Source organism: Gemella morbillorum (assembly GCF_900476045.1).
In the GTDB taxonomy this organism is placed as follows: Bacteria; Bacillota; Bacilli; order Staphylococcales; family Gemellaceae; genus Gemella; species Gemella morbillorum.
This window is the reverse complement of the sequence record NZ_LS483440.1, coordinates 555924-573115: the sequence shown is the minus strand read 5'-3', so window position 1 is coordinate 573115 and position 17192 is coordinate 555924. Positions and strand designations below refer to the sequence as shown.

Here is a 17192-nt window from a genome sequence, read left to right as displayed (position 1 = left end):
ATTTCACCTATTTAATTATTCTTTCTACACTATAAACGTCTTGAATCTGGCGAAGTTTTTTAATCATAAAGTCACACTCACTAACATTTTTAACATAAATACTAATCGTAATTACACATGTTTTATCAGATTTTGATTCTGAATTTAGTTTTTTGATTTCAACTCGACTTTCACTTAATGTCAGAAGAACATTTTGTAATAATAAATCCCTATCAAAAGCATGTAATTGAAGAGTGACGCTATAACGACGAGCATTCAAACTTTCCACCCATTCTACGTCTAGTAGTCTTTCCTTGTCTTCCTCACTCAAATTAGGACAACTATGTCTGTGAACAGTAACACCTCGTCCTTTTGTGATAAACCCTACTATTTCATCACCAGGAATTGGTTGACAACATTTCGATAATCTTACCAAAATATTATCTACACCTTTTACATAAACCCCTGTTTCCGTGACAATTTTTTTATTATCTTCTTCTCCACTCACTAATTTTTCAAGTTTTGCCTGTGCTTGTTTTTCTTTTCTTATTTTCTCAGTTAGTCTTGCAAAAACTTTATTAGCAGATATCCCACCATATCCAATAGCAACATACATTTCTTCCAAATTAGTAAATTTGTACTTATTCAAAGCAATTTCAATATTTTCTTCTGTCATAACTTCATCAATATCAAAATTGTTAGCTTTAATTTCATCTTTAAGGAGAATTTCCCCCTTAACAAGATTTTCTCCTCTTTCCGCCTTTTTAAAGAATGATTTTATTTTTGATTTAGTTTGTGAGGCTGTTGCAATCTCTAACCACGAGCGTTTAGGCCCAGTTGAATTTTTACTTGTACGGATATCGCAAATCTCACCAGTTGATAATACATAGTCAAATGGCTCAATCTTATCGTTTACTGTTGCCCCAATCATCTTATTACCAACCTCTGAGTGAATAGCATACGCAAAATCAACTATACAAGAACCCTTAGGTAATTCTATAATATCACTATTTGGTGTAAATACATAAATTTTATCACTAAGTAAATCTACTTTTAATGATTCCATAAAACTCTCAGCTGTTGCTTCTGTTTCATCATTTTCCGCAATTTTTTGGAACCAATTCAATTTCTCATAGAAATTATTATTTTTATTAACTTTTTTACCTTCTTTATAAGCCCAATGAGCAGCAATCCCTTTTTCTGCAATTTCGTGCATTTCATATGTTCTGATTTGCACTTCTAATGTTTGACCATCTGGAGCAATTACCGTTGTATGAAGTGATTGATACATATTAGGTTTTGGCATTGCTATATAATCTTTTATACGTCCTGGAATAGGTACCCAAAGATTATTAACAAGCCCAAGCGTTGCATAACAATCAGCTACGCTATTTACAAGAACACGAACCGCCAAAAGATCATAAATTTGATCAAATGTTTTATTCTGTTTAACCATTTTTTTATAAATACTATAAATATGCTTTGGTCTTCCGGTAACTTGTGCTTTAATATTATTTTCTCCTAATAAGGATGTGATACTATCACAGGCATCCTTTATACTTTCTTCCCTTTCGCTACGTTTTTGTTTCATCATTCCTACAATAGAAAAATATTGAGAAGGATGTAAATATCGCAATGATGTATCTTCCAATTCCCATTTTATAGAACTAATCCCTAATCTGTGAGCTAGTGGCGCATAGATTTCTAATGTTTCGCTAGAAATTTCACGCTGTTTTTCTTCACGCATATACTTCATAGTTCTCATATTATGTAGTCTATCAGCAAGTTTAACAAAAATAACACGTAGATCTTTCGCTATTGAAACAAAAAGTTTTCGGTGATTCTCTGCTTGAGATTGTTTTTTTGAACGGAATTTTACTTTATCTAGTTTAGTAACACCGTCTACAATAACAGCTATGTCTTCACCAAAAGTTTGTTGAATATCCTCAAAAGTATATTTGGTATCTTCTACCACATCATGCAAAAATCCTGCACAAATTGTAGCATAATCAAGTTTTAACTCTGTCAAAATTCCTGCGACTTGAATTGGGTGTAGGATATAAGGTTCCCCTGATTTTCTAAATTGTCCTTCATGTGCATCTTTTGCAAATTCATATGATTTTCTAATTATTTCGATTTGCTCTTCTGATAGGTATTTTCTAGCCATATCTTCTACATTTTTGTAGTCATAAGGGTATTCAAGATTCACAGAAATTCCTCCTTTAATATTTTTTATCTATCCTTTTATAATACCACAAAAAGAAAAAAATTTCTTGTAATTTAATTAGATTTTATCTAGTATTCAAATAAAAATCTTAGTTTAGCATAAGTCCCTGATTTCAAGTATTTCTTCACTTTCTAATTTGGAAAAAAAAGACTTCAAAGCGATAACTTTGAAGTCTTTAACTATATTTAATTAGTGTGCATCTTGTGATAAATCAACTTTATCTAGTGGTATAACTTTTGTTTTATATCTGATTTTGTGATATAGGTAGAAGAATAGGAAAATTGGAACTCCCATGTACGTAGTTAACATACCACTCCAGTTAACAATACCTTTTGTAATAAGTTGAGTATCTTGACCGATAATTACAATAATACAAAGTACTAATGCGATAATTGGTCCAACCGGGAACCATTTTGCACGATATTTAAGATCTTTTAAATCTTTCCCTTGTGCAATATACGCTCTTCTAAATCTATAATGGCTAAGCGCTATACCAAGCCATGCGATAAATCCTGTTAATCCACTAGCTGCTACAATATATGTATAAGCATTTTCACTTGTAAGTTGTACTAAGAAAATTAAGAATACAACTGCTGATGTAGCTAATAATGACATTACTGGTGTTCCATATTTTGTTACACGTCCGAAGATAGGGTATGCAAGTTTTTCTTTACTCATCGCGTAAAGCATTCTTGTAGAAGCATACATACCCGAGTTACCAGCTGATAAAATTGATGTCAAGATAACTGCATTCATTACACTAGCTGCAAATGCAAAACCTGCATTTTTGAATACAATAGTGAATGGTGATTTAGCAATTTCTTCTGCACTTGCTGCTCCTAATAAATCTGGTGAAGTATAAGGAATTAATAATCCAATTACTAAAATTGCAAGAACATAGAAGATTAAAATACGCCAGAAAACTTGTTTAACAGCTTTAGGAATACTTTTTTCTGGATTTTCACTTTCTCCAGCAGTAATACCGATAAGTTCTGTCCCTTGGAAAGAATACCCTGCAATTAGGAATACACCTAATGTTGCAAGAATTTGGCTAGATAATGAACTATCTTCTCCAACGAATGGAGCATCACCAATAGTTAAGTTTTTAAAACCAATATACTCTCCACCTAAAATACCAAAAATAGTCAAACATCCTACTACTAAGAAAATAATAACTACTACTACTTTAATAAGAGCAAACCAATACTCACTTTCACCATAAACTTTAACACTTAGAGCATTTAAAGCAATAATAATGACTAAGAATAATAAACTCCAAGCCCAGTGAGGTAGAACACGCATCGGTTCCCAATAGCTAATTGCAAGAGCAGATAACTCAACGTCTGCTGCTACTGTAATTACCCAGTTAAACCAATAATTCCATCCTAAAGCAAATCCAAGCGATGGATCTACATAACGACCTGCATATGTACTAAAAGAACCCGATGTCGGTAAGTACGTAGCCATTTCACCTAAAGATGTCATTAAAAAATATACCATAAGTCCGATACATAGATATGCGACAATCGCACCTCCAGGCCCCGCACTTTGAATTGCTTGACCACTCGTCATAAACAGTCCACTACCGATACAACCTCCGATAGCAATCATACTAATATGGCGTGATCGCAGATTTCTTTTTACTTCTGTTGCATTGTTGTTACTTTCGTTTGTCATAATAAAAACCTCCTAAATAAAATAAAAAAAGTATAACATCTACTATTATTCTGTATAGCGAGTCATACCCTGACATGCTCATCCAAAATAAGTTATTAGTAGCGCAACATAGCCTCGCGACTATGACAGTCCTATACTTATTCAATATAGTCCCAACAATATTAACGTAGGATTAATATTATTTCGGCGACGTTTCCTTTTGGATAGTTTCTTCAAGCCCTACACTTTCAACCATCTTACTCATAAAAATCGCAACCTCTACCTCACTTATTTTGTGAGGTAATTATTTAAATATGAATAAAGTATAATACACTTTTTATATTATGTCAATAAAAAAATTAAATTTTTTAAAATTTTTTTTATTGTCCTTATAGTTTTAATCTAAGGAGCAATAACTACAACTAACTTTACTAAAATCTATCCATTAATCTAAATTATTTTTTAAACATGGTAAATCAAAAAACAACCAGAACAATTATTTCCTATCTAATTACCATTACATAGGGACCTTGTTTTGATTGTTTTAAATCTAATTTCTATATTTTTAGTATAAAAACATCATAAAATCCTAATTATCCGCATAAACGCTGGAAGTATTCCACCTTATTAAGGATAAAAACAATCAAATCACTACATATTTAGCTCAAATATCTTGTTCCACAAATCAAGACAACACAGATATCACAGTTCAGTTTGATACTTGAAAAGAATAGAGAAATCGTAAAGTAATTTGTTTATAACTATAAAGGTTTATATTTTCTTACAATTAAGATATAAGCCTTTTTTGACACTTTATAATTTATATGATATACTATGACTACAAACACTAAAATAGTCACAGAGTATTTAGGAGGGAATTATGGCTACTGCTTTTACTGATGAAGAAAAAAAAGTAATTAAAAAGAAATTGCATACAGTTGCAAAAGAATGTCTTCAAAGATATGGTGTTAAGAAAACAACAGTTGACCAAATGGTAGTAATGGCAAATATTTCCAAAGGTTCTTTTTACAATTTTTATTCTTCAAAAGAAATGTTATTTTTCACAGTCTTAGAAGAATATCAAATAGACACTATGAATCGTTTGATAGAACAATTAGAACAGGAAAATCTGAGAAATACAAATCAGTTTGTACAATTACTATATGATTTTTATCAGGATTTTCGCTATTCGTTTATGTATACCATATTCAAAAATAATGAAATGGAATTACTTATAAGAAAATTGCCAAAAGAGGTGATAACAACTCATCATCTTTTAGATGATAGAATGGTTGAAAAAATCATGTCTCATATAAATATTCAAGAAAACATAACGGTAGAAATCGTATCTGCATTATTTAGAACTATCGCTATGAGTATATTGCACATTGATGAAATCGGAGAAAAACAATTTGATATCGTATTGAAATTACTAATACAAGGAATCGTTGGACAAATTACTAAGGAGAATGATGATGGAAGAAGCGATCAAAACCGTAAATCTTTATAAAAAATATGGAACAATAAATGTTGTTGATAACTTGAATCTATCAATAAAATATGGTGAGATAGTAGGATTTTTAGGTCTAAATGGTGCAGGGAAAACAACTACTATGCGAATGATGTTAGGGTTGATAAAACCCACATCAGGAGAATGTTATATTCAAGGAGAAAAGTTAGACCTACATAATTTAGAGGTTTGGAATAAAATAGGTTATATTATCGAAACACCTTATTCTTATTCAGACTTAACGGTGAGAGAAAACTTAGAAATTGTTAGTACATTAAGAGGAGTTACAAATAAAAATAATATTGATTGGGTAATTGAAAAATTAAAGCTAAATCAATATGAACATAAACAAGTAAAACACCTTTCTTTAGGAAATACCACTCGTTTAGGAATTGCAAAAGCTGTTATTCATAAACCTAAAATCCTAATTCTTGATGAACCTACAAATGGATTAGACCCTTTGGGAGTTATCGAAGTTAGAGAATTGTTAAAGGAATTAACAAATGATCTCGGCATAACTATTCTTATCTCAAGTCATAAATTGGAAGAAATATCTAAAATCGCCACCAGAATAGTAATTATACATGAAGGCAAGCTAATAAAAGAAGTTGAGAGTAAAGAATTAGATAAGTACTTAGAAAAGAAATTATTAGTAAGTGGCTCTAACAACAGAGCTATGAAGGAAATATTATCAAATAATGGTTATCAAGTAAATTTTAAATTAGACTTAGAAAAAAATATCCCTTTCTTAGAACTGATTGATAAAAAATCTGTAGAATCACCGGAAGAAATTGCTACACTACTGGTTAATGAGGGGTATCCACCTAAATTTCTGGTGGTTGAAAAAGAAGATTTAGAGGATTATTTCTTTAGAATACTTAGTAATTACAAAATAGAAGTATAGGAGGAGTACGGAATGAATAAATTGAGCACCTGTATTCTAATTGAATGGAGAAAGTTGATAAAATCAAAACTTTCCGTGATAACAATCTGTTCTATATGTTTTGTTCCTTTTATTGTCGGGCTGTTTACAGCTATGATGAAATATCCAGAGTATTTCAAAAATCTTGGTTTGATTTCAGCAAAAATAGAAATGATAAGGATAACAGATTGGTCATCATACTTTATATCCTTATCACAAGTAATTTCTGTTGGAGGTTTACTCATCTTCGGATTTATAACATCTTGGATTTTTGGTAGAGAATATTCTGATAAAACAATGATAGATTTATTAATACTTCCAATAAAAAGAGAAACTGTTGTATTATCCAAGTTTATAGTTATTGCTTTATGGAGTTATGTTATATCAATTTTTGCTCTTTTGTTAGGATTATTAGCTGGTAAATTGATTGGACTTGCTGGTTGGGACTCTATAATTGTTTCCAAAGGTATACTCACTTTTAGTTATTGTACTACCCTTACTATCCTACTCTCTACTCCGGTTGCATTTTTTGCTTGCTTAGGTCGTGGATATTTATCACCATTGGCATTTATTGTTTTTACAATTCTTTTTTCTCAGCTTGGTTCAGCTCTTAATCTGGGTGAATATATTCCGTGGTCTATTCCTGCACTTGCAAGTGGTATTACAGGAAAAGTGGCATTTAATTTAGGAAGCATAATTAGCTTATTTGGGGTAAGTGTTTTAGGGCTAATTTCAACAATAGCTTGGTGGAGGTATACTGATTACAACTAAAAGGAAATTATTAAAATGTTCATAACAGAATGGGATTTGTGTCCTGTATATAAGTAAACTCGAATAAAACTACGAAAAGATATTGAATTAAAAAATTTTCCTCTTTATTGTCCTAAGTGTAAATTAGAAACTTTGGTCAATATAAAAGAAATAAAAATAATCATATTTAAAGAACCGGAGCAAAGAAGCAAAGCCGATAATGTAAGATATAAAATCTTATATTGTCGGTTCCTTTTTTATAGAAAAATTGCTATGAAAAAATATATTGTAAGCCCGTTTTTCACAGCGATTATTTACAAGTGTGGCACCTCATATATATGACGCTTCCATGGTTTTTCACCTTTTCCAATAATATAAATTAACACTACAATACATAAACAGAAATCAATCTGTTTATATGCATTTTTTATCCAAAAAGTTTTTGACTAACAATACAACAAATCCCTCTTTTACATCGCGACTAAAAGTAAAAAGAGGAAAAAAAGTAAAACTCACTTCCTTTCAATCCAGAGAAAGGAAGTGAGAACATCATCTTTTTAAACAACGATAGAAAATCAATCTGACTATATCTACAAGCAAGTTATGGAAGAAATGAAACGTTTTGAGAAAGAACAGCAAGCAAAACATTTAGAACTTAGGAGAAATAAATTTACTACCCTTTTACCACTTTTGACAATCAATTCATAACAGATTATACAAAGAAACGTGAAGTATCTTCCTAAAGAAAAACACCAGAAAGCTTATATAACAAAGCTTTACGAGTATTTAAGAATATTCAAAATGATAATGGAAAATTTGTAATATTTTTAACTATAAATATTTAGCAAATATTAAAATCTCTCTACTAATGTACCTTCTCTATATTCTTCTAAAAGGAGCTTCAATACTTCTATCTGTTTTTTAATTTTAACACCATTATCTGTATCAGAAACTCTTTTTCTATCAAGTCTATCTACAACACGTCTTGTTGATACTATGTCAGTTTCATTTTTTAAAGCTTGTTTTTTACTTTGGAAAATATCATGGCTCATTATTTGAAGTCCATAAGAATTATATGTCAATGTATATCCACCGTGACCTGTTGTTTTATGATAAGCTCTTGACATCCCACCATCTATAACTATGGTTCGTCCACCTGCTTTTACCGGATTTTCTCCCTTAGAAGCTTTAACTGGTGTATGTCCATTAATAATATGCCCATCTGATGATAAGCCGAATTCTTTAAGAAGTTTTATGCAAAACTCTTCATTATCTCGTAGTTGATAGTATGCATTTTTTAGTTCTTCGTGCGTAGTTTTATCTTCTATAAAGTATCTTTCAAATGTTGTCATGTCTCTTTTCCCAAACAATGGAGAATATTCTCCTTGCCAAAGATAGAAGAATAATCCATTATCTTGTCGGATATTACTATAGAAAATACTACGTATTTTTTTATCAAAAAAGTCTAGCATGGCTTTTCCTGAATATTTATTTCCTTCATAAATAAACTCTTGGAAATTTCCCATATCATCTACCGGCATACAACCATGTATAAGTAAATTACCATTATAACAAGTATACATTGCACCTTTGTTAATAAATAGCTCTATATGTTTTTTTAATTTATCACTTGTAATAAATAATTCTCGAAGTTTTGTCATAACTTTTTCTTCTTCTTTTGTTAGCTTGTATGGATTTTTTGTGTCAACAGTAGGAAAATCACAAGAAGTCAACAGATAAACCTTCCCTCTTATTGTTACTGTCTTCTTCTCAAAATCTATTTTATCTAGTAATGCGCGACTACTAAGATTAAATTCTGGATATTTATCAATAATTTGTTTTTCTATTTTAAACTGGATTATTGCCATCGCTTTGTGCATACGAGCTATCTGCATAATTTCATGTTCACTATATTTTAATTTATCATCTTTAGATAGTTTTGGTAAAAACTCTTTACATGAATCATCCTTATAAATCGTTTCACTTAAATTTAATAATGAACGTAAAGAAATTCCATACCTATCTTCAACTATATCTAAATTATCGTATCTAGCACAAATACGAATTACATTAGCTAATGAAATCCTATCGCCAAGATAAGCTCCTATCCACAACATATCATGATTTCCCCATTGAATATCAACAGAGTGGTATTCAAGTAATCTATCCATGATTTTATCAGGATATGGTCCTCGATCATAAACATCTCCAACAATATGCAGATGATCGATAATAAGTTTATGAATACTCAATGATAATTCAATTATAAACTTATCTCCTGCCCCAAGTTCAATAATATTCTCCAGTATTTTTTCATAATAATCTTCTTTATCTCGATTTTGCATTTTATATAAAAGTTCTTCAATTATATAATCAAAATTTTTAGGTAATAACTTACGTACTTTTGAACGAGTATATTTTCGTGCTGCAATTTGTGTAACTTCTAATAATCTTAATAGCAGAATTTTTTGATATTCTTTGTATTCTTGATTACCTAGTTCTTTTTTTAGAAGATTTAATTTTTCCTCTGGATAGTAAATAATTGTTGCTAGTAAATTCAGCTCTTTTTTAGGTAATCTATTACCAAATACTTCTTTTAGCTTTTCTTTTATCACTCCAGAGCCATTTCGTAATATATGATCAAAAGCCTCATATTCTCCATGTATATCACTTAAAAAATGTTCTGTCCCCTTAGGTAAAGAAAGTATTGCCTCAAGATTTATAATCTCTTTAGTTGTTTCATCAATATTTCTAAAATTTTGTGATAATAATTCTAAATGTTCCCTAGATATCATCATAATGTCTCCTTGAAATCGTTTTATATTTATTAAATTATAACATATTTATGCAGTAATTTCAAAGTAATAGTATACATTAATACCTGTAAAACATTGTATTAATTCGCAAAATAAAAACCGAGGTTATTATGACCTCGGTTTCTTCTTATTTTAATTTACCTACAAAATCTTCCATTTCACGCATTTCATCTAATGTATCAGCTACAAGAACATACATTACATTCCCCTGAAGTTCTGAAAATGCCTCTGGCATTCTTAAAACTGCTTTTAATTTTTCTTGATATTTATGTCTAATTTCTTCTTCTGTATGTGCATAGTCTTTGTAATCACGACGAGTCGAAGCTAATCCATATTTTGAATCTAAATTCAATTCTACATCCTTACCTACTACAACCTCTGCATAAAGTTTAAAGAAATCTGCTGAGTGCGAATAATTATAAACATCTAGTGCAAATGCACCTGCTGGACGGTTATTGTACTCAATTGCAATATAATCATCCTCTGTTTTGAAAAATTCAATATGGAAAAAACGTTCCTTCATTCCAAATGCTTTTACCGCTGCTTTCCCATATTCAACAAGTTTTGGATCTAAATCTTTATCTATGTAATAAACCCAATCAAGTGTATTATTATTTAATAATTCCAATGGTGTATGATAATATACTATACTAGTTGAAAATACAATATTTCCTTTTGAATCAATTAATCCATCAAATGTTACAATGTCGGAATTATCAACAAACGGTTCTAAGAAATATGCTGTCTTTCTATCCCAATCTTTTTTGAAATTTTCAACATCATTTTTATCCTTTAGTTTAAAAGTTTTAGCTGCTCCTACCCCATTATCTGGTTTAGCTATTAATGGTAACTTTAATTTTTTTACACCTTTTTCTATGTCAGCTTCTTTTTTAACTAAAAATCCTGGAACTACTGGAACACCAGCTTTTTCAAAGTATTTTTTCATCTCTGATTTGTGTTTTGTTTTTTTCAAATCACGTTCCTTAAGTCCGAAAACATTAAATTGCGTACGAAGTGCTGCATCTAACTCCATCCAATACTCATTTTGAGATTCAATACGTTCTATACGCCCATGTTTATGGAATAAAAACGCTACTGCACGTTTTACTTCCTCTATATCCTCAAGACTATTCACGCGAAAATACTCAGTTAAAGCTTCTTTTAATCGATCATCTAATTGATCATAAGGTTCTTCTCCAATACCAAGTACATTAATTCCTTGTTTTTTTAATTCTATCGAAAATTTTTGGAAGTTATGTGGATAATACGGTGATATAACTATGTAATTCATAAATTTTTTCCTCTTTTCTTTTTTATTCTTAATTATAAATTTAATTTTTCTAGGAAGTATGGCATTTGAATTCGCCACCAAGGCCAGTCATGAGCAACATCCTCACCCCAAACATCAAACCATGCTGGAATATTTTTTTCTTCAAACGCTTTTTTCAAATTAAAGAATGATGGCAAGCCATCATGTTCCCATGGTCCAAGTCCAGTACAAACAATTATATCTGCCTTCCTATAATGATCAATAAACCAACCATCATTTTGCGTCCAAATATTGTCACTTGGAGAATTGCGATAAATCAGTTCGTCATTCCCATACTCTCCAACGAAAAATCTTGCGTCATATACTCCACTTAAAGCAATAACTTTGTCAAAGACATCCGGATGTTGTAGGAAAATATTAAATGAATGGTACCCTCCCATACTACAACCAGTTGCCATCATCGGTCCAAACCAACCTGTTTTATGCTTAATAAAAGGAATAGCTTCTTCTATTACGTATTTTTCATATTGAGTATGTGCTAACGCACGATCATGCCCGCTTTTCCAATCACAAAGCCATGACTCACTATCTATACTTGACAATGTGAAAAATTGAACACTTCCCTCGTTTATAAACGCTTCACAAGCATCAATCATACCAAAATCATAATATTCATTGTGCGTTCCTCCTGATGATGGAAAGACAACTATTGGTAATCCTGAATGCCCATAACGATTTAATACCATCTCTCGTCCTAAGTTTCCACTATAATGACTTAAATTTTCTATATTCAACACTCTTTCCTCCTATAACTCTTGTTTACCATTCTTCACTAATAAATCTTAGACAATCTGGCAGGTATTTCGCCCAATATTCTTCACTATGCTCTGCATCGGCGACAACATTTAGTTTAATTTCTTTTGTTGTTAGTCCCGCTTCTATTAATTGGCGATAATAATCTAGGCTTGTACTTATGTATGATTGTTTTATGTTTCCATAAGTAAGTTGTCTATCAGTATCATCCCCTTCATTAGTCCCTACCTGTATATAAACACGTTGATTTTCTAATTTATGTTTAGCTATATATCGATCAAACTCTACTTGATTCAACCAATTTGCTGATGAAAATATTCCTAATGCCCCAATTTTATCTTTGTGTTCCAATCCAATATATTGAGAAATATTAGCACCTAAAGAGCTTCCTATCATTGCTGTATACTCACGCTCTGGTTTTGTACGATATGTACTGTCAACAAACGGTTTTACTACGTTAATAAAAAAATCTGTATATTCACTTCCAAGTCCGCCTAAAGTAAGACCAAATGATAGTAATGGAGTATTAGAAAATCTCCATGGAGCATATTCATTCATACGCCCATCATTATCATTATCAATTCCTACAATAATCATTCTTGGCATATCAGGGTTTCTTTTTATTGCTGGAATAACTTTCCAAGAATGTCCACTATACGATTCTCCACTATAAAAAACATTTTGACCATCATTCATATATACTACTGGATAACTACGATGTTCATCTTCTTTATATCCTTTTGGCAAAAGTACCCTTATTCTTCTATTTTTTCCTGTATAAGGAACTTTTAATTCATGTTCTCTCATTTCTAAATAAAAGTACGCTTCTTTTTTCATTTACAATTTCCTTTTTTACTTATATTTTAATAGTAACTATTTTACAATAATCTAAAATTAAAAGCAATTAATTGAATATCATTTCTTTGGATTTTTCTGAAAATTCATTCAAAATATTTGTTTTATCATTCCAACCTGTTTATAAAAGGAGATCAACTTAAAGTCAATCCCCTTTGTTCTATTTAAAATTCACTATAGACATATTCCTGAATATTAGAAAAGTCTGTCATAAATGAGTAAATAATAATTATCATTATAACTACATAGAAAAATATCACCCATAATATAAGTTTTTGCTTATCACTAATTTTCTTTTGCAAATTTATAAAGATCTCTTTCAAAATCAATCCATCCTCTCCATCCTAAATGCATCACGTCATACATAAAGTATGATTCATATTCTTTATTAGAATAATCCATTACTTCTATATTATATTTTTTAGCAATATCTTTTAGCTTAGTATAAACAACCGATCTTGTCTCTCTCGTTATTCCGCTATAGTCACTCCACTTACCATGAGGAGGAAAAATCGCAATTTTTAAATTTACTCCTAAATCTTTTGCTATTGATAAAAATATATCTAAGTCTTTATATTCTGGTGAGTCATCATAGCGTGTATTCTTTGAAATGTTTTTTAGGCTATCATACTTATTTTTAATATATTTCTCATAATATGCATTATCAATTCCATACTTATTATTATTTGTTTTAGTCTTGGCTTCTTTTGTGAACTGCTCTTTTATATCTTCCCAATTATAATCCGGTGTTTTTTCTCCCTCTAAAGGATAACTTTCCTTTAAATTTTTTTCATAAAAGCTATGTTTATTTTTAAAGGAATAAATATAATTATCAAATTTCAAAAGTTCACCCGTTATAAAACTCCCTTTATTATCTAGAAAATATTTTTTATAGCTTTTAAATTTTTTGTGCATTTCTTTATTAGTTTCTGATAATTCAATAATCCTATTAATAAATTTCTCTTTTGTTTCTTGACTAATTTTTTCATTTACCATCGTCCTGTAAACATGTTCTTCCGATATTCTTGATAAAAACGCATCTTTTAAAATTCCATTTTTATTATCAAACCATTGAATAGATTCTATCATCACAATTTTATTATTCTTTACATCATTGCCAATTGAGCCTAACGTAGCGGCGTGGATTATATTTTGAAAATGACCTCCTCCAATTTGCATAATATTAAAATCATTGTAGTTGAAAATTTTCTTAGGATGATAACCTTCATTAATCGTTGCTGTTAATTCCGATGACCCCAATAGTACTAATGTGTTTGATGTTATATTTTGCGTTAGTATATCATAGCTTTTATATTTTTCATATGATGTATTATAGCGAATACTGTTATCTTTTACTTTGTAATAATCATCTATTTTTTTTATATATGTTTCATTTAATATCAAAAGGGTTATCAACACCAAAACTATCGATATTATAAATGCTTTTAGCTTTACCATATTACCCTAACCTATTTTCTATATATGAAATAACTTTGTTTGGTGTATCTATTTCTTCGTATGTTACTTCAGTTGGTGCAATACTTAGTCCAAAGTTTTCCTCTATTCTAACTAACATTTCTACAAAGGCTAATGAGTCCATTAATCCTTCTTCTTTTAAGTTTATATCTAAATCTTCTCTTACTACTTCATCTTCACAAATTTCTTCTAACATTTCTAGTATTTGTTCTTTTATCATCGTTCGTTCTCCTTAGTTTTTATTATCTTTTTAATATTGTTGTTATTATCTTATATGGTTCCCCTGAAAAAATATATAATCCTATCATTATTAAGTTTATTGTAATAAACCAGCTTACTATTTTATACCATGTTTTATTTTTATTAGTTTTATAAAACTTGCTCTTTTTTTGATAGTATTCAAATCCTGCCATTAATACACCATGATAGAATCCATATATTATATAGCTTATCGTTAATCCATGCCAGAATCCCATAAGCAACATATTTAACATATAAGCATACATCGCGGTTGTTAATCGCTTTTTAAACCTTTTTTTCTTTGTTGCTTCCATGAAAACTCTCGAAAAGACAAAGTCTCTTAACCATGTTGATAAGCTTATGTGCCATCTGTTCCAAAAGTCTTTTATGTCTATACTTAAAAATGGCTTGTTGAAGTTCATCGGGGTACTTATTCCTAATATATTACTACTCCCTACCGCCATTAAACTGTATCCCGCAAAGTCAAAGAATAGATAAAATGTGTATAAGTACATGTATTTTAGTGAGTATGTTATTGTTCCGGTATTTGTCAATAAGCTTAGGTGGTGATATATATAGGTTGATAGTACTAGTTTATATAGCAATCCTAATACTAATCGATAGACACCTACTCCTGCTAACTCTAGATATTGTGCCTTAGTTTGCTGTTCCCTTATATCAGCGATAAAGCGTCTACTTCTATCTATTGGTCCTGAGCTAACCGTAGGGAAGAATAGTAGAAATTGTAGATAGTCTTTTAGACTTATTTTTTCTTTTATTAGTCCGTCTGATATTTCTAGCATTATTTGGATTGTTTTGAAAGACATATATGATATTCCTATAAACGCCAGTAGGTGCCAATGAGTTATGGCGAATATTTTATTTATAATTAGTGGTACAATCGATAGGATTACTAGTAGTTTTGTTTTTTTATTAGTACTCCTCTGGGCTATTAGGACTAATAGATATTGAAATATTATAAAGCCTATAAGATAGCTTAGCATTTTTATATTTTTCCCGTATATTACTGCTGTAAATGCTAGTGATAGTCCTAATATATAGTATTCTATGTTTTTTCCAAGATATTTTAAAATAAAGCCTATAAGTAAAGCAAGAAATAGGAAAAAGAAGAATTGATTTCCTTCATAGTAGTTCATGTTAAACTTGCTCCTTTAGTTTTTTCTTGTCTATTTTTCCGTTGTTGTTTAGCGGCATTTCTTCTAAGAAGATTATTTTTTTCGGTATCATGTATTCTGGGACTAGTTGTTTTAGTTTGTTTTTTATATCTTTTACTTCTGCAAAGCGTTGTTCTACTTCTTTATTATAGACTACAAAGGTTACCAGTGATTTTATTTTCCCATTCTCATAGCTTGGTACGGTCGCTGCTACCCGGATATTTTTGTTTTTTAATAGGTTATTGTCTATGTCTTCTAGTTCTATTCTATGCCCGTGAAGTTTTACCTGAAAGTCTATACGTCCTTCGCAAAATAGCATATCATCTTCGATATATCCTAGGTCCCCTGTTAGATAACTTCGCTCTTCTTTTTCTTCTACTTTTCCCAACCCAAATTTTTCTTGTGTTATTTCTTCATTTTTGTAGTAACCTTTGGCTACTGTATTTCCGATTATTATTATTTCCCCACGGCCTGTTTCATCTTTATCTACTAGATCAACTTTACTTCCCCATTTTACTTTTCCTACTGGTAGGTTATTGGCATATTTTTTATTTACTTCTTCTGTAATTTCTACCCATGTGACCATTACTGTTGATTCTGTTGGTCCATAAGTATTTATCACTTGTGTGTTTGGGAAGTTTTTATGGATTTTTTCTACTGTGCTTGAGAACAGTTTTTCTCCGCAAAAAACAAATTGTTTTACATGTGGTAGTAAATTTTTGTTAAAATTTTTATCTATAAAGCACATCTCTATAAATGATGGTGTCGATATCCATATAGTGGCTTCTGATCTTTGTAGTTCTTCAAACATTAGTGCGAAGTTTTCTTGGTGTTGTTTATCTATTTGAACTAATGTAGCTCCCATATATATACTTGGCCATAATGACATTACTGATAGGTCAAAAGAGAATGGCGGATGTCCTAAAAATACTTGATCTTCTTTGTTTGTGTAATATTCTGTATACCAATGCAGGAAATTATTTATATTATTGTAGGTAATACATACCCCTTTTGGCTTACCTGTACTCCCTGAAGTAAATATTATATAAAATGTATCTTCTCCTTGAACTTGGCATTCCTTATCTATTTGCTTATCTGTTGTTTGGATTATATCATAGGCTGTTTTTACATCTATTGTTTCACAACCTAGTTCTATCTCTTCTGTGATTAGTACGACTTTTGATTTTGTTGTTTCAATTATTTCTTCTACTCTTTCTTTTGGTGTGTTTATATCTACTGGACAAAATGCTCGGCCGCTTTTTACACACGCTAAAAAGTAGATTGGCATTAGCGGATGTTTATGCCCATAAACAACGATAGGACTCTTGTCTTCTTTTAGTTTTTCTTCTAAATGATATGCAAGCTTTTCTGCATATTCTATTAGATTTTTATATGTTAGTTTCCCATCTGGATATTTGTTGTTTATATAAGCTATCTTGGTACTTTTTTTATATTTGTTTATTTTTTCAAAAAAAGTTTCTCTCACTTTACCACTTCCACTCT

At 30.4% G+C, this 17192-nt stretch carries 14 protein-coding genes and 1 riboswitch; of the genes, 4 read left to right on the top strand and 10 right to left on the bottom strand.

The features are described from left to right. Window positions 1–7: 7 nt before the first annotated feature. The gene (locus DQN46_RS02745) at window positions 8–2188 is read right to left on the bottom strand and encodes a RelA/SpoT family protein (protein WP_111742928.1); all 2181 of its coding nucleotides are present in this window, start codon (window positions 2186–2188) and stop codon (window positions 8–10) included. Window positions 2189–2395: 207 nt separating this feature from the next. Continuing rightward, a complete protein-coding gene (locus DQN46_RS02740) occupies window positions 2396–3883 on the bottom strand; it encodes an amino acid permease (protein ID WP_004632396.1) in 1488 nt (495 codons plus the stop codon). Window positions 3884–3974: 91 nt separating this feature from the next. Then, a riboswitch (Lysine riboswitch) is annotated at window positions 3975–4152 on the bottom strand. A gap of 590 nt (window positions 4153–4742) precedes the next feature. On the opposite strand from DQN46_RS02740, the gene DQN46_RS02735 reads away from it, so the two are divergent. From DQN46_RS02735 to DQN46_RS08935, 4 genes are all read left to right on the top strand, one after another. After that, window positions 4743–5372, top strand: coding sequence for a TetR/AcrR family transcriptional regulator (locus DQN46_RS02735; RefSeq protein WP_111742927.1), 630 nt, complete (start codon window positions 4743–4745; stop codon window positions 5370–5372). Next, on the top strand, window positions 5338–6276 hold the full coding sequence (locus tag DQN46_RS02730) for an ABC transporter ATP-binding protein (RefSeq protein WP_197712526.1): 939 nt from the start codon (window positions 5338–5340) through the stop codon (window positions 6274–6276). Before DQN46_RS02735 ends, DQN46_RS02730 begins: the two co-directional genes overlap by 35 nt. A 12-nt stretch (window positions 6277–6288) precedes the next feature. Beyond that, window positions 6289–7065, top strand: a complete 777-nt coding sequence (locus tag DQN46_RS02725; protein WP_111742925.1) for an ABC transporter permease — start codon at window positions 6289–6291, stop codon at window positions 7063–7065. A 63-nt stretch (window positions 7066–7128) separates the two neighbouring features. Further along, window positions 7129–7386, top strand: a complete 258-nt coding sequence (locus DQN46_RS08935; protein ID WP_455331818.1) for a cysteine-rich KTR domain-containing protein — start codon at window positions 7129–7131, stop codon at window positions 7384–7386. 509 nt (window positions 7387–7895) lie between these two features. Here DQN46_RS08935 and DQN46_RS02715 read toward each other — a convergent pair. The 8 genes from DQN46_RS02715 to dltA form a co-directional block, all read right to left on the bottom strand. Next, entirely contained in the window at window positions 7896–9842 is a 1947-nt protein-coding gene (locus DQN46_RS02715; protein WP_111742924.1) for a fructose-1,6-bisphosphatase, read from the bottom strand. 145 nt (window positions 9843–9987) lie between these two features. After that, the gene (locus DQN46_RS02710; protein WP_111742923.1) at window positions 9988–11151 is read right to left on the bottom strand and encodes an ATP-grasp domain-containing protein; all 1164 of its coding nucleotides are present in this window, start codon (window positions 11149–11151) and stop codon (window positions 9988–9990) included. A 32-nt stretch (window positions 11152–11183) separates the two neighbouring features. Then, window positions 11184–11927: an esterase family protein gene (locus DQN46_RS02705; protein WP_224207436.1), complete on the bottom strand. Its 744-nt coding sequence runs from the start codon at window positions 11925–11927 to the stop codon at window positions 11184–11186. Between the two features lie 22 nt (window positions 11928–11949). After that, entirely contained in the window at window positions 11950–12780 is an 831-nt protein-coding gene (locus tag DQN46_RS02700) for an alpha/beta hydrolase (RefSeq protein WP_111742922.1), read from the bottom strand. A 303-nt stretch (window positions 12781–13083) separates the two neighbouring features. Beyond that, window positions 13084–14256 (bottom strand): D-alanyl-lipoteichoic acid biosynthesis protein DltD, encoded by a 1173-nt coding sequence (dltD, locus tag DQN46_RS02695; RefSeq protein ID WP_111742921.1) that lies wholly within the window; start codon window positions 14254–14256, stop codon window positions 13084–13086. 1 nt (window position 14257) lies between these two features. Beyond that, window positions 14258–14494: a D-alanine--poly(phosphoribitol) ligase subunit DltC gene (gene dltC / locus DQN46_RS02690; RefSeq protein WP_111742920.1), complete on the bottom strand. Its 237-nt coding sequence runs from the start codon at window positions 14492–14494 to the stop codon at window positions 14258–14260. Between the two features lie 22 nt (window positions 14495–14516). Further along, a complete protein-coding gene (dltB, locus tag DQN46_RS02685; RefSeq protein ID WP_111742919.1) occupies window positions 14517–15671 on the bottom strand; it encodes a D-alanyl-lipoteichoic acid biosynthesis protein DltB in 1155 nt (384 codons plus the stop codon). A gap of 1 nt (window position 15672) precedes the next feature. Continuing rightward, complete coding sequence (dltA, locus tag DQN46_RS02680; protein WP_111742918.1) at window positions 15673–17175, bottom strand: D-alanine--poly(phosphoribitol) ligase subunit DltA; 1503 nt, start codon at window positions 17173–17175, stop codon at window positions 15673–15675. Between the last annotated feature and the right edge of the window lie 17 nt (window positions 17176–17192).